Consider the following 19,290-nt stretch of genomic DNA (forward strand, 5'->3'; position numbering starts at 1 on the left):
GGGGGAGTGCGAGGGTGAAGGCCCCGCAGCGTGCGGGACACGGACGGAAGGACCGCAGGGTGCGCATCGATCTCGCCGGCAGGACGGCTGTCGTGACCGGCTCCTCGCAGGGCATCGGGCTCGCCATCGCCACCGGACTGGCCGGCGCCGGAGCGCGTGTCGTGCTGACCGGACGAGGCCGGGCCCGGCTCGACGACGCGGCGGACGTACTGCGCCGCACCGAGCCGGACGCCGACGTCCTCACGGTCACCTGTGACCTCGCCACGGAGCAGGGGGCAGCGGAGCTCGGCGCCGCGGTGCCCGACGCGGACATCCTCGTCAACAACCTCGGCATCTTCGGCTCCAGGCCGCCGCTGGAGATCACCGACGAGGAGTGGCGCACCTACTTCGACACCAACGTCCTCAGTGCGGCGCGCCTGATCCGCCGCTATCTGCCCGGCATGACCGAGCGGGGGTGGGGGCGCGTACAGAACATCGCGAGCGACTCCGCGATCGTCATCCCCGCCGAGATGATCCACTACGGCATGTCGAAGACCGCCCTGCTCGCCGTCTCCCGCGGCTTCGCCAAGGAGGCCGCCGGTACCGGGGTGACCGTGAACTCGGTGATCGCCGGGCCCACACACACCGGCGGGGTCGAGGACTTCGTACGCGAGCTCGTGGGTGATCTTCCGTGGGACGAGGCCCAGCGCGAGTTCATGCGCCTGCACCGTCCGCAGTCCCTGATCCAGCGGCTGATCGAGCCCGAGGAGATCGCGAACCTCGTCGTCTACCTCAGCTCGCCGCAGGCGTCGGCCACCACGGGTGCGGCCATGCGGGTGGACGGCGGGTACGTCGACTCGATCGTGCCCTGAGCGCCGGGGCTGGCATGATCAGGGGCATGAACGAGCGCATCATCGCCGCGTGTGACGGGGCATCGAAGGGAAATCCGGGACCTGCGGCCTGGGCATGGGTCGTGGCCGACGACCAGGGGAACCCCCTGCGCTGGGAAGCGGGCCCGCTGGGCACCGCCACCAACAACGTCGCCGAGCTCACCGCCCTGCTGGAGCTGCTGAGGTCGACCGATCCGGGCGTGCCCGTCGAGGTGCGCATGGACTCGCAGTACGCGATGAACGCGGTGACCAAGTGGCTGCCGGGGTGGAAGCGCAACGGCTGGAAGACATCGGCGGGCAAGCCGGTCGCCAACCGGGAGCTGGTGGTCGGCATCGACGAGCTGCTGAGCAGCCGCGCTGTGACGTTCCGCTATGTGCCCGCCCACCAGGTGGACGGAGATCCGCTCAACGCGCTGGCCGACCAGGCCGCGAGTGAGGTGGCCGTCTCGCAGCAGGCCGCCGGGACGGCGTACGGCGCGACCGGCCTGCCCGTCCCCGCTCCCGCCCGCTCGACGAAGGGCCGGACGGCAGGCGCCGTGAAGAGTGGGGCCGCGGGAGGCTCCGCCGGCAAGGCGCGTTCCGGTGGCACGATCCGGGCGAAGTTCGCGGGCCGGTGCCACTGCGGGAAGCCGTACGCGGCCAAGGACATGATCGCCAAGAATCCCAACGGCTGGGGACACCCGGAGTGCCGGACGGCGCTCGTCTGAGTCACCGCCGCTCGCGGTCCCGTCCCGGGGTCGTCAGATATCGGCCCAGACGAGCCGGCCGGACACGCTGGTGCGCGTACCCCAGCGGGTCGCGAGCGTGTCCACCAGCATCAGACCCCGTCCGTCCTCGGCCACCGACGCCAGGCTGAAGCCGTCGTCCATGCCGTCCGGTCCGTCGAGGGTCACAGGTCCGGGGCCCTCCGTGCCGTGCAGTTCCTCGGGCGGGGCGTCGGACGGCTGCTCGGCCCGTGGGCCGGGCAGCTCGGGTATGTGCCGCCGGCCGCGGTTCCAGACGCAGATCCGGATCCTTCCGGGCGTGCGCAGCAGACGGCACCGGATGCGCCGGCCCGCGGTGTGCTCCACCGCGTTCGTGACCAGCTCGGTCATGACCAGAGCCGCCGCCTCGACGCGCTCGTCCGGTTCTCCCCAGCCCCGCATGGCTTGCTGTACACGGTGCCTGGCCACGGGCACGCCCCGGGGGAGACGGGGGATCCACCAGCTCTGTGCGCTCCGCCCGCCCGATGCCTCCAGGGTCGGACGCGCGCACGTGACTATTTCCGACATGTACGTACTCTCCGTGCAAAGTGCATACTTTGCAAGAGGCAGAATGTCAGGATGGTTCCGAATCGGCGTCGATACCGCTCAGAACCACCACGGTTTCGGGCCCGAAAGAGAGGCAAATCGATGAGGCCCCGGTCCGGCCCCACCGTCGAGCACCGTGTGCTCGCGGCACGCCTGCGGAAGCTGCGGCAGCACGCGGGCGTCAGCCTCCAGGCGGCAGCCGTGGCGCTGGGTGCGCATCCGGCCACGGTCCGGCGCATCGAGCGCGCCGAGACCGGACTCGACGCCCATCAGGTCCGCGTCCTCCTGGAGTGCTACGCGGTGTCCGAAGCGGAGGCCGAGCCGATCATGGCGGGCATCGCCGCCGCGAACCTGCCGGGCTGGTGGCACGCCTGGCGGGATGTGCTGGAGCCCTGGCAGCAGGAGGTCATCGGCATCGAGTCCTCCGCCGCACTCGTCCGCACCTGGCACCCCGCTCTGGTCCCCGAGCTGCTGCGCACCCCGGCGTACGAGGCGGCCCTGCGCCGGAGCCTCGACCCCGATCCGCCGTCGCCGGGCGCCAGGCACCTGGAACTGCTGGCGGAGCGGCAGCGCCGCATCGAGGCCCGTGGAGCCGCCCTCTGGGCCCTGATGCCGGCCGCCGCGCTCCACACCACCGTCGGCGGCCCGGCCGTGATGGCGGAGCAGCGGGCGGCGCTCGACGAGGCCGCTCAGCGCCGGCACCTCACGGTGCAGGTGATGCCCCTCGACTACCCGCCGCATCCCATGACCGGGGTCCCGGCGCTGCATCTGCTGCGCGTACCCGCCCCGGAGATCGGCGACCGCGCGGTGCTGGAGAACGCGGGGGCCCGGGTGGACATCATCGACGACCCCGCCGCGGTGATGGACTACCGCATCCGGCTGGACAGCGCGTGCGCGGCGGCGCCGCACCCGGGGGCGTCGCTGCCGGGATCACCCCTGCCGGGGGCCGGCCGGCCCGCCGGAAACCCCTGAAGGCCGGCCCGCGTGGTTTCGAACGCCGGATGACGGTCACGCGCACAGTGCGCGACCCGGAACCATGAAGAGGAGTGAGAGACGTGGACGACTGGCGTACGCACGCGGCATGCCGCGAGGAGGACCCCGACCTGTTCTTCCCCATCGGCAGCGGCGGCCCCGCGCTTCTACAGACACAGGAGGCCAAGGCCGTCTGTGGGGCCTGCCCCGTACAGGAGCGGTGCCTGGCATGGGCGCTGGAGAAGGGCCAGGTCGCGGGCGTCTGGGGAGGAACGGACGAGGACGAACGCCGTGCGCTGAGGCGCCGTCGCGCCCGGCAGCACGCCAGGAGCCACGGGTGAGGCCTCCGCACTCCCGACGCCCCGCCAGGAGACGATGAGCCATGGACATCTCGGTCTGGCTCCTCATCGGCGTGTGCGCGCTCCTGCTCATGGCGGGTGCGGCGGCCGTCCTGCTGGTGCGCGTGATCCGGGCCAGGAGGCTCCTGGTCGACGCGGGCATCCCCCTGCACAACAAGGCGCTCGTATGGGCCTCGGTGATCTACACCGTGTCGCCCGTCGACCTCCTGCCCGACCCGGTCTACCTCGACGACATCGGCTTCCTGCTGATCGCCCTGCGCTCGCTGCACTCCGCGGCGCACGCGGTGGGCGCGGGCCGCGGCAAGCACGCCGTGACACAGGCGGAACCAGGCGGCAACCTTTCGGCGTCCGGGAGCAACTGAGGGGGCGTAAGCCGTCCCCTGCCGAAGGTGCCTCTCGTGGAGCCTCTGCTTCCCCACTCCGATTCCCGCCCCCGCCGCAGACGTCGTATCACCCGAACCCGGGCGCTGACCGGCGCTCTCCTGGCCGGGCTGCTCGCCGCCGGCGGGCTCGTCGCACTCGGCCCCTCCTCGCAGGCCGCCACCGCCCGGCAGGCCGAGGCGCTGGACCGCGGCGTCGTGAGCGTGCACACCGACGGCGGGAACTTCGTCAGCTGGCGCTGGCTGGGCACCGACCCCGACGACGTGTCGTTCAACGTCTACCGGGCGGGCACCAAGGTCAACGACGCGCCGGTCACGGACTCGACGAACTACTTCCACCCCGACGCGCCCGACTCCGCCGACTACACGGTCCGCGCGGTCGTCGACGGCGTGGAGCAGAGCGACTCCGTGCACGCGATCCAGTTCCGCGGCGGATACAAGGACGTGCCCATCAGCCCGCCCGCGGGTGGGACGACGCCCGACGGGGTCGCCTACACCTACGAGGCCAACGACGCGTCCGTCGGCGACCTGGACGGCGACGGCGCCCTCGACTTCGTACTGAAGTGGCAGCCCACCAACGCCAAGGACAACTCCCAGTCCGGCTACACCGGCAACACGATCATCGACGGGATCCGTCTCGACGGCACCCGGCTCTGGCGGATCGACCTCGGGCGCAACATCCGCTCCGGCGCGCACTACACCCAGTTCCAGGTGTACGACTACGACGGTGACGGCCGGGCCGAGGTGGCGATGAAGACCGCCGACGGCAGCGTCGACGGCGCGGGACAGGTGATCGGCAGCTCGTCCGCCGACTACCGCAACTCCTCCGGATACGTCCTGTCGGGCCCGGAGTTCCTGACCATGTTCAACGGGAACACCGGCGCGGCGATGGGCACCGTCGACTACGTCCCGGCACGCGGCACGGTCTCCTCATGGGGCGACTCCTACGGCAACCGTGTCGACCGCTTCCTCGCCGGCACGGCCTATCTGGACGGCAGCAGGCCGTCCCTGATCATGGCGCGCGGCTACTACACGCGCAGTGTCATCGCGGCCTGGGACTGGCGGGACGGAGCCTTCACCAGGCGCTGGACCTTCGACACCGACAGCTCGACCAACTCCGGCAAGGGATACGACGGTCAGGGCAACCACCAGCTGTCCGTCGCCGACGCGGACGGTGACGGCAAGGACGAGATCATCTACGGCGCGATGGCCGTGGACGACGACGGCCGTGGACTGTGGACGACGAAGAACGGCCACGGCGACGCCATGCACGTGGGGGACCTCGATCCGTCGAGGCCAGGACTTGAGGAGTTCAAGGTCGACGAGGACAGCTCGAAGCCGTCCTCCTGGATGGCGGACGCCGCCACCGGCCAGATCCTCTGGTCCACGTCGGCCAACGGCGACAACGGACGCGGTGTGTCCGGTGACATCTGGTCGGGAAGCCCGGGCGCCGAGTCCTGGTCGTCCGCCGTCTCCGGTCTGCGGGGCCCGAACGGCGACACCGTCAGCAGCCACAAGCCGTCCAGCACCAACTTCCTCGCGTGGTGGGACGGCGACACGACCCGGGAGCTGCTCGACGACACCCATATCGACAAGTACGGCCCATCGTCCGACACCCGTCTGCTGACCGGATCATCCGTCCACTCCAACAACGGCACCAAGGCCACGCCCGCGCTCTCCGGCGACCTCTTCGGCGACTGGCGCGAGGAAGTCGTCTGGCCGACCACGAACAACACGGCGCTGCGGATCTACTCCACGCCGTACGAGACGGACACCAGGATCACCACACTGCTCCACGACACCATGTACCGGACAGCGCTGGCCTGGCAGAACACCGCCTACAACCAGCCGCCGCATCCCAGTTTCGCCATCGGCGACGGGATGGCGACCGCGCCCCGGCCCAGCATCACGACGCCGTAGCGCGCACACGCCGAAGGGCTGCCGCACCCCCGGGGGCGCGGCAGCCCCGGCCGCCTACTCGCCCGTCCCGGGATCACGCCCGGTGAGGCAGTAGACCCCGCCCGCCGGGTCCCGCATCACGGTCCAGCCGTCGCCGTCGCGCACGAACCGCGCACCGTACCGCTCGTGTCGTGCCCGGCCGGCCGCCAGATCCGAGCAGGCCAGATCCAGATGGCCCGAGGCGGCGCGGGGCTCCGTCAGCCGCTGGAGGAGCAGATGGACGGGCGCATCGACAGCCGATTCCGGGGGCGGGCGGAGCGTACGGAATTCGGGGTGCACGCCGGGGCGGGAGTCCCAGCCCGTCAACGCCGTCCAGAAGGCGACCTCGGCCTCGAACGCGGCCGGTGACACATCGAGGCAGAGCTGGTCGAGACGGCTCCGGGTCCCGTCGGCGTCGACGAGGACGGGCGGCCGCCTCCGGCTGCCGCGCCAGGGCACCACACAGAAGGGCTGGCCGCCGGGGGAGCGCAGGACGGCCAGTCCGGGGCGTCCGGCCTCCTCATCGGCTCCCAGCAGACGGGCCCGTGCGGTGAAGGCGCCGATGTCCTCGACGGCGAGATCGGGATGGGCTCCGCCCGCTCCGCCCACCGCCTGGACCACCAGGCAGGCATCGGCCTCCTCCGGGACCAGGGTGGTGAATTCGCCCCGCTCGCCCCACGGGGCGGAGGCGTGGGTTCCGGTGACCGCACTCCAGAAGGCGGCGGCGCGGCCGGCGGCCGGCGCGGGGCGGTCGACGAAGGCGTGGGTCCAGCGGATCATTTCGCTCCTCTGCTGCCGGCCGGTCCCGTCGGCAGGCGGTCACCATCATCCCAGCGACTCGGTTCCCGAACCGCGTTCACCGGTAGTTCACCGGTCGGATCGGTCCGCGGCATTCCCAGGCACGCCGTGGGGATCTACGCTCGGGCCGAATCGATCAACGATGCGGCGTCGCACTCCGAACGGCGTTGACAACGTTGTCCAACTCTGTCGGAGGTTTCCGAGAACATGCCCTCCAGACTGTCCCCGGCCCGGCGCCTCGCCGCACGGGCCGCCGCGATCGTCATCACCGGCGCGCTCGCCGGCGCCGTCATGCCGCCGGCCGCCCAGGCCGAGGCGCTCGTCACCCGGCCCACCGCCTATGTGGACCCGATGATCGGCACGTCGAACGGCGGCAACACCTACCCCGGCGCGGTCCGTCCGTACGGGATGATGGCCTGGTCGCCGACCAGCACCAAGGGCGACCAGACGAGCACCGGGGCTGCCAACGGTTACGAGCACGGGGTGACCCGGATGCGCGGCCTGAGCCTCACCCATGTCAACGGAGCCGGGTGCGACCCCGGCGCCGCCGGTGATGTCCCGATCATGCCGATCGTCGGCGACATCACCTCGTCGCCGTCCGCCGACACGAAGGACGCCGTCTACGCGTCCGACTTCTCGCACGACGACGAGCGCGCCGTGGCCGGCCGTTACACCGTCGGCCTCGAGTCCGGCGCCACCGCGGACCTGGCCGTGAGCGAGCGCGCGGGCGTCGCGGACTTCAGCTTCCCGGCGGACAAGCCCGCCAATCTGCTCTTCCGGGTGTCCAACTCCCTGAACGGCAGCGAGGACGCCGAGATCAACATCGACACCGCGCACCGCAAGGTGACCGGGTCGGTGCTCACCGGCGCCTTCTGCGGTCGCCGCGCCAACGGCGGCACCAACAACCGCAAGAGCTACTACCGGCTCTACTTCACCGCCTCCTTCGACCGCGCCTTCTCCTCCACCGGCACCTGGCGGGACGACACCCTCGCGCCGGGCGCGACCACCGGAAGCGGCGGCGAGGGGTACGCCACGGGGGACGACCGCGCGGGCCGGGGTTCCGGCGGCTGGGTCGGCTTCGACACCTCGGCCGACGACGACGTCCGTATGCGGATCGGGATCTCCTACGTCAGCCAGGAGGGCGCCGAGGCCAATCTCCGCGAGGAGATCTCCCCGAGGGACAGCGTCGACGACATCGCACGGGCCGGATCCGCGGCCTGGGACCGCGAGCTGTCCTCCGCGCGCGTCGGCGGCGGCAGCGAGGCGCAGCGCACCTCGTTCTACACCGCGCTGTACCACTCGCTGATGCAGCCGAACCTGATCAGCGACACCGACGGCCGCTACCCCGGCATGGACGGGAAGCCGCACCGCGTGACGCGCGGTCAGAAGGCGCAGTACAGCAACTTCTCCGGCTGGGACCAGTACCGCGCCCAGATCCAGCTGCTCGCTCTCCTCAAACCGAAGATCGCGGGCGACTTCGCCCAGTCGCTCTACAACTTCTCCGAGCAGAACGACGGCGTCTGGGACCGCTGGGTGCACGTCAACGGCGCCACTCATGTGATGACGGGCGACCCGACGGCCGCCACCCTCGCCACGTTCTACGCGATGGGCGTACGCAACTTCGACTACGAGGGCGCCTTCGAGTCCCTGGCCCGCCAGGCCACGGTGCCCCACGAGGACGGTCTCTCCGACGCCGGATGCCCCGGCCAGTGCACCGGCCAGCGGCCCAACCTGGCCCAGTACCTGGACTCCCACTACGCCGCCCAGGACGTCTGCCACTGCTGGGGCGGTGCCGCCGAGACCCTGGAGGACGCGGTCGCCGACGCCGCTCTCGGCCGATGGGCCCGGCTGCTCGGACGTGACGAGGAGGCCAAGTCCTTCGAGGAGCGCGGCCTGTGGTGGCGCAACGTCTACAATCCCGAGGCCACGGACGGCGCCGGCACCACCGGCTACATCCAGGCCCGCAACCTCGACGGTTCCTGGGTGACCCCCTTCAGCCCGGGCAGCGACACGGGCTTCGCGCAGGGGACCAGCGCCACGTACACCTGGATGGTCCCGCAGGACGTGCAGGGCCTGGCCGAGGCCATGGGCGGCAGGGACGTGGCGGCGGAGCGGCTGGACGGCTTCTTCCACAAGGAGGACGGCTCATGGTCGGTCAAGGGCGGCGACTCGCTGCGCTACGACCCGACCAACGAGCCAGGCATCCACGCCCCGTGGCTCTACAACGCCCTGGGGCAGCCGTGGAAGACGCAGGAGACCGTGCGTGAGATCGTGAACACGGTCTACGGGACCGGTCCCGCCGGTCTGCCCGGCAACGACGACCTGGGCACGATGTCGGCCTGGTACGTCTTCTCGGCGCTCGGCCTCTATCCGCAGACGCCGGGCAGCGCCACCATGCTGCTCGGGGCGCCGCTGTTCCCGGCCGCGGTGCTCGACCGGCCGCAGGGCGGGGACATCCGGATCAGCGCCCCGCAGGCGGACGCGACACATCCGTACATCGACGGCGTCAAGGTCGACGGGCGCACGAGTGACAGGTCGTGGACCGATGCCCGACTGGTCACCCGCGGAGGGTCGTTGACCTACCGGCTCGCCGACGAGCCGAACACCTCCTGGGCCACGGGGCCTGCGGGTCTTCCGCAGTAGTACACCGACAGGCCCTGTTCCGGAGCCCGGTGGGCGGCGCGACGCCGCTCGCCGGGCTCCGTGCGTCCGGCGAACGCCGTCGGGAGGGGTCTCGTTTTTCTATCGTTGAAAATTCTGTGTGCACGACCGTTGTCAGGTGTTTGAGGCTGTGGCTCAATGTTCGACTATGTGCAGTGCTTCGCGGTCCGGAGCACTTCGGCTTCTTCGACGAGGACGACGCCTTGATACGACAACTTGCCCGCCCCCGCACCCTCTTGAGAACGCTCGCCTGTACGGCGGCGCTGCTGCTGCCCGTCGGGGCCACCATGGTCCCGGCCGCCGCCTCCGCTCCCGCCGAAGGAGCCGCCTCCGCTTCGGCGTCCGTGAAGGAGGACCCGTCCACCGAGGTGCACGGCCTCAAGGGCGAGTACTTCGCCATGTCCGAGCCCGGCGCCCGTGACTTCGCCGAGCTCGGTGCGACCGCCCTCGACCCGGACATCAACTTCCCCAACCTGACCGGTGCGTTCGAGTCGGCCACCGGCCACGCCGAGAACGCCACCGCCCGCTGGACGGGACAGATCGAGGCCCCGGCGGACGGCGACTACACCTTCGCCGCCATCGGGGACAACGGCTTCCGGCTCTTCATCGACGACAAGGCGGTCATCGACCACTGGGAGCCGGACTGGGACAACGAGCAGACCAGCGCTCCGGTCGCCCTGAAGGCCGGTGAACAGCACACGTTCCGGCTGGAGATGTTCCAGGACGAGGGCGGGGCGAACATGTTCCTGCGCTGGTCGTCCGCGGAGCTCGACCGGCAGCTCGTGCCCGAGTCCGCCTTCACCCCGCCCGCCGACTTCGAGATCTACCCGGTCGGACTGGCCGTCGCCGATGACGGCCTGAAGCTGCGTGCGGCCTTCGACAACGAGGTCAGCGGCATCGAGGGCATCAAGGACCACCTCGCCATCGAGGCGGACACCACTCCGATGCCCGTGAAGGCGGCGGCCGTGGTGCCCGGTGACCCCAAGGCGCTGGACATCACCCTGGACGCGCCCGTCCAGAAGGACCAGCAGGTCAAGTTCGTGTACGACGGTGAGGGCGGCCTGCGGGCCGGCGAGGAGGCCGTCCCCGAGATCAGCCGCAGGGCGCAGAACCTCTCCACGCACCGGCTGACCACCCCCTGGGGCGACAAGGTCGACTCCAGGAACCCGCTGCCCGAGTACCCCCGCCCGCAGCAGGTGCGCGACGACTGGAAGAACCTCAACGGCCAGTGGGAGTTCGCGGGAGCGGCCGCCGGTGAGAAGCCGGTCTTCGGCAAGAAGCTCGACGAGCACATCACCGTGCCGTACCCCGTCGAGTCGCAGCTGTCCGGGCTCGAGCGCCACGAAGACCACATGTTCTACCGCAAGCTCGTCACCGTGCCCAAGAGCTGGTCGGTCGGCAAGCGGAGCCACGACGACCGTCTGAAGCTCAACTTCGGCGCCGTCGACTACCAGGCGCGGGTCTGGGTCAACGGCAAGCAGGTCGCCGAGCACACCGGCGGCTACACCGCCTTCAGCGCCGACATCACGGACGCGGTCAAGGGCAGCGGCCCCCAGGAGATCGTGGTCGCGGTCACCGACACCACGGGAGCCGACCAGCCCACCGGCAAGCAGTCCGCCAACCCGAGCGGCATCTTCTACACCGCGTCCTCCGGCATCTGGCAGACCGTCTGGATGGAGCCCGTCGCTCCGGCCGCCGTCGACTCCCTGACGACCACGCCGGACATCGACAAGGGCCGGCTGGCCCTGACGGTCAACTCCGAGGACGCCTCGAAGTCCGCCCGTGTCACCGCGGTCGCCCGTGACAAGAAGGGCAAGGTCGTCGGCCGGGTCACCGGCGCCGCCAACCGCGAGCTGAGTGTCCCGGTCTCCAAGCAGCACCTGTGGACCCCGGACGACCCCTACCTGTACGACCTGGAGGTCACCCTCAAGGACGGCCGCTCCAAGGACAGCGTGGACAGCTACTTCGGTATGCGTTCCCTGGAGGTCGCCGAGGTCGGCGGCTACCAGAAGCTGGTGCTCAACGGAAAGCCGTTCTTCTCCCTCGCCCAGCTCGACCAGGGCTTCTACCCCGACGGCCTGAACACGGCGCCCAGCGACGACGCCCTGGTCTTCGACCTGAAGGCGCAGAAGGACCTGGGCTTCAACTCGGTCCGCAAGCACATCAAGGTCGAGCCCGCGCGCTGGTACTACCACGCCGACCAGCTGGGTCTGCTGGTGTGGCAGGACTTCGTCTCCGGCAACCTCACCGGCGAGAAGGGCCACAAGGCCTTCCTCGATCAGGGGGCCGAGATGATGGAGCAGCTGCACAACTACCCGTCGATCGGCGCCTGGATCGTCTTCAACGAGGGCTGGGGCGAGTGGGACCGTACCGAGACCGGGAAGATCGCGGAGCAGGTCAAGGCCGCGGACCCCTCCCGGGTCGTCAACGCCCACAGCGGTGTCAACTGCTGCGACTCCAAGGGTGACTCGGGCAAGGGCGAGATCATCGACCACCATGACTACAACAACACCGACCCGGCATCCCCGGACGAGACCCGGGCCGCGATGGACGGTGAGCACGGCGGCTTCACCCTGCGGATGCCCGGGAACATGTGGCCCGGTGCGCCGGCCGCGATCTACAGCGGTGTCGCCGACAAGGACGCCCTGACCGCCAAGTACGTCGAGAACACCCGGACGTACTACCTGGACGCGGCCCGCGAGGAGCTCTCCGGCTCCATCTACACCCAGGTGACCGACCTGGAGAACGAGCTCAACGGTCTCTGGACGTACGACCGCCGGGAGATCAAGGTCGATCCCGCCAAGGTGCGGGCGATCAACGAGGAGGTCATCGCCGCCGGCGCGTCCGCGGGCCGGTAGGAGGCAGAACCCCGCAGACCGCTCCCGGCAGTGCGCGCACGCGCCGCACTGCCGGGAGCACCGGCGTCATGGGCCACGGCGACAGGCGGCCGTACGGCAGAACCGGAGCATGTCACCTCGGGGGGAGCGCCGCCCCGGTGCTCTCACGGGCCATCAGGCGGTGCGGGACCACGATCCGTCGGGCAGGCAGTGTGTCGAGACGGCCGAGGACGCGCTCGGTCAGGCACTGCACCGCGCGTTCGGCGATCTGCTCACGGTCCGGGGCGATCGTGCTGAGCGACGGGGTGGCGAACCGGCCGTCCTCGATGTCGTCGAACCCGATCACGGCCACGTCCTCCGGTACCCGGACACCCTGTTCGGCAGCCACGCGCAGGGCGCCGAGGGCCAGTTCGTCGCTGAAGCAGAAGACCGCGTCGACGAAGCCGGGCACCCTCAGCAGTTCACGCATGGCGCGTGCTCCCTCGGTCCGGTGCAGATCGGCCACCTCGACCTCGGCCGCCGGATCAAGGTCCGCTTCACGCAGCGCCTGCCGGAAGCCCTCGGTGCGCAGCTCCGCCGTACCGTGCCCGAGGCCCGGCTGGAGGCCGACAGCGGCGACGCGCCGACGGCCCCGCGAGACCAGATGGCGCGTGGCGTCGCGCGCCGCTCCCACATTGTCCAGGGCCACATGGTCGATGGCCCCGTCCGGCTCCAGCTCACCCAGGACGACGAGCGGCAGACCGCCCGCGAGCGTCGCCAGCTCGGACGGAGGCGTCGACCACGGACTGACGATCATCCCGTCGACCTGGTGCCCCTCCGAGCCGTCCAGCAGACGCCGCTCCAGGTCCGTGCGCCCACCGGTCCGCTCCAGGAGGACCGTCCACCCGCGTTCCTGCGCCGCGTCGATGAGCAGACCCGTCAGCGCACCGAAGTAGGGGGAGTGGATCTCGGGCACGACCACCCCGATGAGGCCGGTGCGGCCCTGCCGGAGGTTACGGGCGGCGAGGTTGGGGCGGTAGCCCAGCTCCTCGACGGCCGCCATGACCCGGGCACGCGTCGCCGGGGCGACGGCCGCGGTGTTGCTCACGACATTGGAGACGGTCCGGACGGAGACGCCGGCGAGCAGGGCGACGTCCTTGAGTCTCGCTGCCACGGTCGGTGAGCTCCTGTCCCTCGGTTCGCACGGGGCGGGCCGGCGTGCCGTGCCCTTGCGCTGTGCACCGTAACAGCCCCGTCGAAGCAGGGTGCGCACTCACTCTTGCCACGATGATTGCAACGTTGCAACATGAAGGCGCCGACGGCATGTCCCGTCGTACCCCGCCGCATTGCGCCGATGAAGGGACCATCGCCATGCCCCGAGCCACCACCCCCGCCGCGGACTTCGACGCGGCCGTCCAGGACCTGTACACCGCCGGAATCACGGCCCACCGGGGCGCGTTCACCCCGCGGTGGGCCGACGTGATGCGCGAGGACATCGACGAGGCCTTCGCCGAGGCGCGCGCCAGGGAGGGCGGAGCGGTCGGCCGGGGGCCGCACCGCTACTACGTCGAGATACATCCCGAGCAGCTCAGGGGATTCGTGGACCTGGTCGACCACCCCTGGGTGCGTGGGGTGTCCGAGGCGGTCCTCGGGCCCGACTACCGGATCGTCGAGCTGGGCTTCGACGTCCCGCTGGCCGGAGCGGTGAACCAGCCCTGGCACCGGGACTTCCCCATGCCGGACACCACCCGGCACCGGCGCAGGCTGACGTCGCTCGCCTTCAACCTCACCGCGGTCGACACCCGTGACGACATGGGCCCCTTCGAGATCGCGCCGGGCACCCAGTGGGACGACGACCCCGGCTTCGGCCACGGGATGTTCCCGCCCCGCGACACCTATCCGCGGTACGCCGCACTCGCCGAACGCAAGTACCCGAGGCGCGGGGACATCTCGGCCAGGTCCGCCCTGACGATCCACCGGGGGACGGCCAACCACTCGCAGGACGCGCGACCGGTCCTGGTCCTGGGCGTCGACGCTCCCGGCGCCGGCAACGACGCGCAGCACGACATGGCGGTGACCCGGGGGTACTGGGCCTCACTGCCCGGACGGGTGCGGGCGCACATGCAGTGCCCCGTGGTGGAGGAGCTGACCCCCATCGTCCAGAAGCACACCATCGAGGGCCTGGTCATGGGAGACGCCTGAGCCACCGATGGGTCCGGTGCGGGCCCCGACGGGACCGGCACCGGACCCACCGGCTCACCTCAGGGCGCCCAGGGTGCCTCCACCGCCCAGGTGGTGTCCTCGGTGAAGGTCGCCGCGTCGTCCCAGGCGTGGCCACCGCCGGGGGTGGCAAGCCACACCTCGGAATCGATGTGGCGCAGATAGCTGCCCGGCAGATTCGCGCTGGAGAGCCTCACCCCGTCCGTGCCCGCCACCGCGCAGAACGTGGCATCGGCGTCGAACAGGTCCGAGCCGTCGTCCGCGTCACGGCGGACCCGGAAGGCCTGGTGACGCAGGTACTCACCGGGATAGTTGCGGGACTCGAACGAATAGCAGTTGTCGTTCGCCAGGCCGGTGACGACCTTCCAGGTGGCGTCGCTCTTGAGCACATCGGCACTGCCCTCGTCCACCACCTCGGTGAACGCCAGCTGGTCGTAGTGGCGCAGGTACTTGTCGGTGTACCCCGGTGTGGTGACCCGGAGCGACGCGTACTCGCCGGTGGGCAGCGTGACGGGCGGCGCCGGGTTCTTCGACGCCTCGATGAGGGCCTGGTTGGCGGCCTTCACCCGGGCGGTGTCCACCTTGACCACCTGGCGGTCGTAGGTGAGCAGCCCGTTCGCCTCGTTCTCGACGTCGGTGATCTCCGTGTAGACCGAGGCCGAGAGCCCGGCGGGCAGCTGGCCTACGCGGATGCTGTCGATGAGCCCGACGAAGCGGTCGTTGAGCGCTTCGGTGCTCGGCTGGTCCTCGTAGCTGAAGCCGCCGCCCGGGTACCACTCGTGGTCCGGCACCTTGTAGCCGAGACCGCCGAACTCGCCGAGGACCGCGGCACGGGTCGCGGTGGGCGCGGTGTTGCCCGGCCCGACGTAGACATGGTTGTCGACCACGTCGCCGTTGCCGCCGTCCACGGAACCGCAGCAGTTGACCCCGCTCATGTTGTCGACCAGCCGGGACGGGTCGTAGGCCTTCACCTCGTCGGCGATCCTGGCCTGGTCGTACTGGCCCCAGCCCTCGTTCTGGTCGACCCACATGACCAGGGACGGTGAGCTGCGGTGCTGGTCGATGACCGCGTGGTACTCGTCCTCCCACTGGGTCCGTGCCGCCGCGTCGGGGGACTTGTCCGTGTCCATCGCGGGCATGTCCTGCCAGACGAGCAGGCCCAGCTTGTCCGCCCAGTAGAACCAGCGCTGCGGCTCGACCTTGATGTGCTTGCGGACCATGTTGAACCCGAGGTCCTTGTGCGCCTGGAGATCGGACCTGAGGGCGTCGTCGGTGGGCGCCGTGTAGATGCCGTCGGGCCAGTACCCCTGGTCGAGCGTGCCGGTCTGGAAGACGAACTTCCCGTTGAGCACCGGGCGCAGGACCCCGTCGGTCTTCTCGACGGCGATGGACCGCATGCCCGCGTAACTGCCCACCGTGTCCACCACGGACGTCCCGTCGAGCAGTTCGGCGCGTACGTCGTACAGGAACGGGTCGTCCGGGTCCCACAGATGGGGATCCGGCACGGGTACGGAGATCTCCGTACCGGGCGCACCGGTCGCCGTGCCCACCACGGTGTCCCCGCTGGAGACGGTGACCCGGGCGCTGCGGCCGTCGGCGGCAGCCGCCCGCACCGTCACCCGCAGGGTGCTGTCGTCGAGGTCCGGTGTCATGTCCAGGCGCGTGACGTGCGACTCGGCGACCGGCTCCAGCCAGACCGTCTGCCAGATCCCCGAGGCCGCGGTGTAGAAGATCCCGCCGCCGTCGTGCGGGTCCACCTCGTTGATCCGCTGCTTGCCGACGGCCTGGCCACCGGTCTGCGTCGGGTCGTACACGGAGACCACGACGGTGTTCGTACCGTCGACGAGCTGGGGTGTGATGTCGTACGAGAACGCGTCGAAGCCACCCTTGTGCGCGCCGACCTCGGTGCCGTTGACCCAGACGGTGCTCTGCCAGTCGGACGCGCCGAAGTTCAGCACGACCCGTCGGCCGCTCCAGTCGGCCGGCACGGTGAAGGTGCGCTTGTACCAGAGCTTGTCGTTCTCGGTGATCCTGCGCTTGACGCCGGAAAGCGAGGACTCGGCGACGAACGGAACCCTGATCTGCTCGGAGAACGCCTCGGGCTCGGGGTCGTCGCGGCCGGTCACCGCGAAGTCCCAGATGCCGTTGAGGTTCGCCCAGTCGGGGCGGGTGAGCTGGGGGCGTGGGTACTCGGGGAGCGGGTCGTCGACGGGGACCTCGTCCGTCCAGGGCGTCGTCATCGGCGCGGGCTTCGGGGCCCACTCCGTGGGGGCGGCCGTCGCCGGGACCGTCGCCGCCGTGACCAGCGCGGTGGCGAGGAGGGCCAGCAGGCCGGCGCCGGCCGTCAACCGTCTCCACCAGGTGCGGGCCCGTGGTGCGGGTGCGGATGTCATGAGCGGGAACTCCTTCCGGGGAACCCCTCGGCGCCGAGCGGCGCGGGGGTGGCGTGAGCGGAGTGGTGGACCGTCCCTCAGAGCAGCTGCCAGAGGTGGTCCGCGGTGCCGTCGTCGGCGTACTGCACGATGTGGGCGCTGTCGGCGGTGGACATGCCGTCCACGGCCAGCACCTTGTCCGAGTTGCGGTTGCGGATGCGGTACCAGCCCTCGCCGTCCGGCACGAGCTGCCACAGGTGGTCCGCGGTGTCGTTGTCGTCGAACTGGACGACGTGCGCGCTGTCCTCGGTGGACATCAGGTCCACGCCGAGCACCTTGCCCGAGTGCTGGTTGCGGATGCGGTACCAGCCGTCGCCGTTGGCGACGAGCCGCCACAGGTGGTCGGCGGTGCCGGTGTCGGCGAACTGCACCACATGGGCGCTGTTCTCGCCCGACATGCCGTCCACGCCCAGCACCTTGCCGGAGTTGCGGTTGCCGATCCGGTACCAGCGGTCCGCGAGCCAGGGCGCCGCGTCAGGGCTCGCCGTCGGGAAGGACGTGATGCGCAGCCGCGCCGCGCCCATCGGGACGAGCGTGACCTCCTCGACCGGCTCGGTGCTGCGCGCGGGGCTCGGTCCCAGGGGCGCCACCACGTGCTCGTCGTCGGCGCTCCACTCGGGGATGCGGCGGGCGCGGGCGGTCATGACCAGCGGGGTGCCGTCCAGGGTGAAGGGGTTGTCGTCGGCGGCACGGCGGCGCCGGGAGACGGCCGGCCGCTCGCCGTCCAGGACGAGGCCGTAGTTCCACGGGGAGGTGGCGTGGACCGCGTACTGCGGGAACTGCTCGGTGCCGCCGATGCGTTCGTACGACTCGTCGATGCGCAGGGAGTAGGTGAGCGGCCCGTGGTCGACGCTGACCGAGTCGTGGTTGTCCGCCCAGGTGCGCACGGTGGTGCGCTGGGGGAGGCGCAGGGTGACCCGGTCGCCGTCGGACCAGGTGCGCTCGATCCGGGTGAAGGCGGGTCCCGCGGGGGCTTCCACCCGCTCGCCGTTGACCTCGACCTCCGGCTCGGCGCACCAGGCGGGCACCCGCAGGACCAGCGGGAAGCTCAGCGCCTTCGGGGACGCGAGGGAGAGGGTGACCGTGTCCGTGAACGGATAGCCGGTCTCCTCGGTGAAGGTGACCTCCGTGCCGTCCGCGACCTTCGCGGTGACCTCGCAGGCGGCGTACATCGACGCGGCGAGCCCGCCGTCCGGGGTGGCGAGCCAGAGCTCCCCGACGAAGTAGGGCCAGCCCATGCCGTAGTTGTGCGGGCAGCAGCGGTACTGGTCGACGCCCGGCAGATACGCCTGCATGGCGAAGCCGTTCTGGAACTGCCGGTCCTGCTTGGGTACGTCGTCGAGGTCGACGCTGTTGGCGCTGGTGATGTAGTGGATGGCCCTGCCCGACGGGTCGAGCGACGCGGGCAGCGAGTTGAAGGCCAGCTCCTCGCAGCGGTCGGCCCAGAGCGGGTCGCCCGTGATCCGGGTGAGCAGCTGGTGGCTCGCCATGAACTCGACGATCCCGCAGGTCTCGAAGCCCTGCCGGGGGTCCCCGTGGCCCTCCCGGACGTTCTCGTCACCGGCGAAGCCGCCGCCGGGGAACTGCCCATACGCGTCCATGGCCTTGGCGTACGTCCCGTACGTGTTCCGGGTGTCCTGCTCATCGCCGCTGCGCAGGGCGTACTGGGCGGGCTCGCGGAAGCCCTGGGCGATGTTGACGTTGTGCGGGTCGACCAGGTTGTCGCCCCAGTCCGCGCCGTAGCGGTGGATCTTGTCGGCGAGATCCAGCAGGAAGGTGTCGCCCGTGCGGTTGAACAGCCAGTACACGCTGTCCAGGCCGTCGCCCCAGCGCAGGGCGATCCAGCTGGTGTCGAACGCGCCGGGGCCCTGCTCGTTCATGAAGCGGAAGAACCTGCTGAGGAACGGAATGATCCGGTTGTCGTCGCTGTACTCCTGCCAGGAGCGCAGCGCCTGCATCAGGGGGAGGTACGGCCAGAAGTCGGGGCCGTCGTTGAGCGCGGTGCGCAGGGCCTTCGGGCCGAAGAAGCCGTCGGACTGCTGGGTCGTGAGGATCGCGTCGATCCACCGGCGCGTGGTGGCCAGCGCCGTCGCGTCACCGGTGACGATCGCCAGCTCCGTGTATCCGCGCAGCCAGTAGGGGACTTCCTCCCAGCCGTCCAGGGCGGGGCGTACCCAGCCGGAGGCCTCGAAGTCGAGGAAGTGCGAGACCTCCTCGTAGCGGCCGCAGAGGCCGTCCAGCTGGAGCCGCAACTGGCCGGCGAGCCAGCCCTTGGGGGTGATTCGCCCGGGCGGCAGCCTCAGGAACGCCGTCGGGTGCAGCGGATCGGCGTTCGGGGAGTAGTGGCCGCCGTGGGCGGCCGCCATCACGCCTCCGGCGGCGGTCGCGGTGGTGGCCCAGCGGCCGGCCGAGGTGACCGCCGCGGCGGTGACCAGGGCACTCGTCATGAGTTGTCTGCGGTTCAGTGGCATCGTGTGGGGTCTCCGCTTCTGCTCTGCCGGACACGGGCGGGGCGACGGTCGGCACCGGCGCATGGCGAGACGGCTGCCGGGCCCC

13 protein-coding genes and 1 pseudogene are annotated in these 19,290 nt (G+C 70.8%); 9 read left to right on the plus strand and 5 right to left on the minus strand.

Annotated features, from left to right (window positions below):
• Nucleotides 1–59 precede the first annotated feature (59 nt).
• Together OG623_RS32975 and OG623_RS32980 are read left to right on the plus strand one after the other, a co-directional pair.
• Nucleotides 60–851, plus strand: a complete 792-nt coding sequence (locus OG623_RS32975) for an SDR family NAD(P)-dependent oxidoreductase (protein WP_406151264.1) — start codon at nucleotides 60–62, stop codon at nucleotides 849–851.
• Between the two features lie 26 nt (nucleotides 852–877).
• On the plus strand, nucleotides 878–1,576 hold the full coding sequence (locus tag OG623_RS32980; protein ID WP_406151265.1) for a ribonuclease H: 699 nt from the start codon (nucleotides 878–880) through the stop codon (nucleotides 1,574–1,576).
• A 33-nt stretch (nucleotides 1,577–1,609) separates the two neighbouring features.
• On the opposite strand, the gene OG623_RS32985 is transcribed toward OG623_RS32980, so the two are convergent.
• On the minus strand, nucleotides 1,610–2,014 hold the full coding sequence (locus OG623_RS32985) for an ATP-binding protein (RefSeq protein ID WP_406152113.1): 405 nt from the start codon (nucleotides 2,012–2,014) through the stop codon (nucleotides 1,610–1,612).
• A 246-nt stretch (nucleotides 2,015–2,260) separates the two neighbouring features.
• Here OG623_RS32985 and OG623_RS32990 point away from each other — a divergent pair, with 246 nt between their 5' ends.
• The 4 genes from OG623_RS32990 (at nucleotide 2,261) to OG623_RS33005 (ending at nucleotide 5,789) form a co-directional block, all read left to right on the plus strand.
• Nucleotides 2,261–3,130: a helix-turn-helix domain-containing protein gene (locus tag OG623_RS32990; protein WP_406151266.1), complete on the plus strand. Its 870-nt coding sequence runs from the start codon at nucleotides 2,261–2,263 to the stop codon at nucleotides 3,128–3,130.
• Between the two features lie 83 nt (nucleotides 3,131–3,213).
• Nucleotides 3,214–3,471 carry a WhiB family transcriptional regulator gene (locus tag OG623_RS32995; protein ID WP_406151267.1) on the plus strand — a complete coding sequence of 86 codons (258 nt, stop codon included), beginning with the start codon at nucleotides 3,214–3,216 and terminating at the stop codon, nucleotides 3,469–3,471.
• 41 nt (nucleotides 3,472–3,512) lie between these two features.
• A complete protein-coding gene (locus OG623_RS33000; RefSeq protein ID WP_406151268.1) occupies nucleotides 3,513–3,851 on the plus strand; it encodes a YkvA family protein in 339 nt (112 codons plus the stop codon).
• A 36-nt stretch (nucleotides 3,852–3,887) separates the two neighbouring features.
• Nucleotides 3,888–5,789 carry a rhamnogalacturonan lyase gene (locus OG623_RS33005; RefSeq protein WP_406151269.1) on the plus strand — a complete coding sequence of 634 codons (1,902 nt, stop codon included), beginning with the start codon at nucleotides 3,888–3,890 and terminating at the stop codon, nucleotides 5,787–5,789.
• A gap of 54 nt (nucleotides 5,790–5,843) precedes the next feature.
• Here the strand turns inward: OG623_RS33005 and OG623_RS33010 are convergent, their stop codons facing one another.
• On the minus strand, nucleotides 5,844–6,587 hold the full coding sequence (locus tag OG623_RS33010) for a VOC family protein (RefSeq protein WP_406151270.1): 744 nt from the start codon (nucleotides 6,585–6,587) through the stop codon (nucleotides 5,844–5,846).
• A 225-nt stretch (nucleotides 6,588–6,812) separates the two neighbouring features.
• Here OG623_RS33010 and OG623_RS33015 point away from each other — a divergent pair, with 225 nt between their 5' ends.
• A complete protein-coding gene (locus OG623_RS33015) occupies nucleotides 6,813–9,248 on the plus strand; it encodes a GH92 family glycosyl hydrolase (RefSeq protein ID WP_406151271.1) in 2,436 nt (811 codons plus the stop codon).
• A gap of 173 nt (nucleotides 9,249–9,421) precedes the next feature.
• Nucleotides 9,422–12,118: pseudogene (locus OG623_RS33020) on the plus strand (PA14 domain-containing protein); the annotation flags it as partial.
• A 118-nt stretch (nucleotides 12,119–12,236) separates the two neighbouring features.
• Here OG623_RS33020 and OG623_RS33025 read toward each other — a convergent pair.
• Nucleotides 12,237–13,256 carry a LacI family DNA-binding transcriptional regulator gene (locus OG623_RS33025; RefSeq protein ID WP_406151272.1) on the minus strand — a complete coding sequence of 340 codons (1,020 nt, stop codon included), beginning with the start codon at nucleotides 13,254–13,256 and terminating at the stop codon, nucleotides 12,237–12,239.
• 197 nt (nucleotides 13,257–13,453) lie between these two features.
• Between OG623_RS33025 and OG623_RS33030 the strand changes: the two genes are divergently transcribed.
• Complete coding sequence (locus OG623_RS33030; protein ID WP_406151273.1) at nucleotides 13,454–14,284, plus strand: phytanoyl-CoA dioxygenase family protein; 831 nt, start codon at nucleotides 13,454–13,456, stop codon at nucleotides 14,282–14,284.
• Nucleotides 14,285–14,343: 59 nt separating this feature from the next.
• Here the strand turns inward: OG623_RS33030 and OG623_RS33035 are convergent, their stop codons facing one another.
• The gene (locus OG623_RS33035) at nucleotides 14,344–16,695 is read right to left on the minus strand and encodes an AbfB domain-containing protein (RefSeq protein ID WP_406151274.1); all 2,352 of its coding nucleotides are present in this window, start codon (nucleotides 16,693–16,695) and stop codon (nucleotides 14,344–14,346) included.
• 77 nt (nucleotides 16,696–16,772) lie between these two features.
• A complete protein-coding gene (locus tag OG623_RS33040) occupies nucleotides 16,773–19,205 on the minus strand; it encodes an RICIN domain-containing protein (protein ID WP_406151275.1) in 2,433 nt (810 codons plus the stop codon).
• Nucleotides 19,206–19,290 lie beyond the last annotated feature (85 nt).

The sequence above is a fragment of the Streptomyces sp. NBC_01012 genome (assembly GCF_045162755.1).
Classification (GTDB): domain Bacteria; phylum Actinomycetota; class Actinomycetes; order Streptomycetales; family Streptomycetaceae; genus Streptomyces.

Excerpts from the sequence above, each read along its gene's own strand:
- OG623_RS32990 (WP_406151266.1), top strand. The coding sequence starts at position 2,261 with ATGAGGCCCCGGTCCGGCCCCACCGTCGAGCACCGTGTGCTCGCGGCA.
- OG623_RS32985 (WP_406152113.1), bottom strand. The coding sequence starts at position 2,014 with ATGCGGGGCTGGGGAGAACCGGACGAGCGCGTCGAGGCGGCGGCTCTG.
- OG623_RS33035 (WP_406151274.1), bottom strand. The coding sequence starts at position 16,695 with ATGACATCCGCACCCGCACCACGGGCCCGCACCTGGTGGAGACGGTTG.
- OG623_RS32980 (WP_406151265.1), top strand. The coding sequence starts at position 878 with ATGAACGAGCGCATCATCGCCGCGTGTGACGGGGCATCGAAGGGAAAT.
- OG623_RS33010 (WP_406151270.1), bottom strand. The coding sequence starts at position 6,587 with ATGATCCGCTGGACCCACGCCTTCGTCGACCGCCCCGCGCCGGCCGCC.
- OG623_RS33015 (WP_406151271.1), top strand. The coding sequence starts at position 6,813 with ATGCCCTCCAGACTGTCCCCGGCCCGGCGCCTCGCCGCACGGGCCGCC.
- OG623_RS33000 (WP_406151268.1), top strand. The coding sequence starts at position 3,513 with ATGGACATCTCGGTCTGGCTCCTCATCGGCGTGTGCGCGCTCCTGCTC.
- OG623_RS33030 (WP_406151273.1), top strand. The coding sequence starts at position 13,454 with ATGCCCCGAGCCACCACCCCCGCCGCGGACTTCGACGCGGCCGTCCAG.
- OG623_RS33040 (WP_406151275.1), bottom strand. The coding sequence starts at position 19,205 with ATGCCACTGAACCGCAGACAACTCATGACGAGTGCCCTGGTCACCGCC.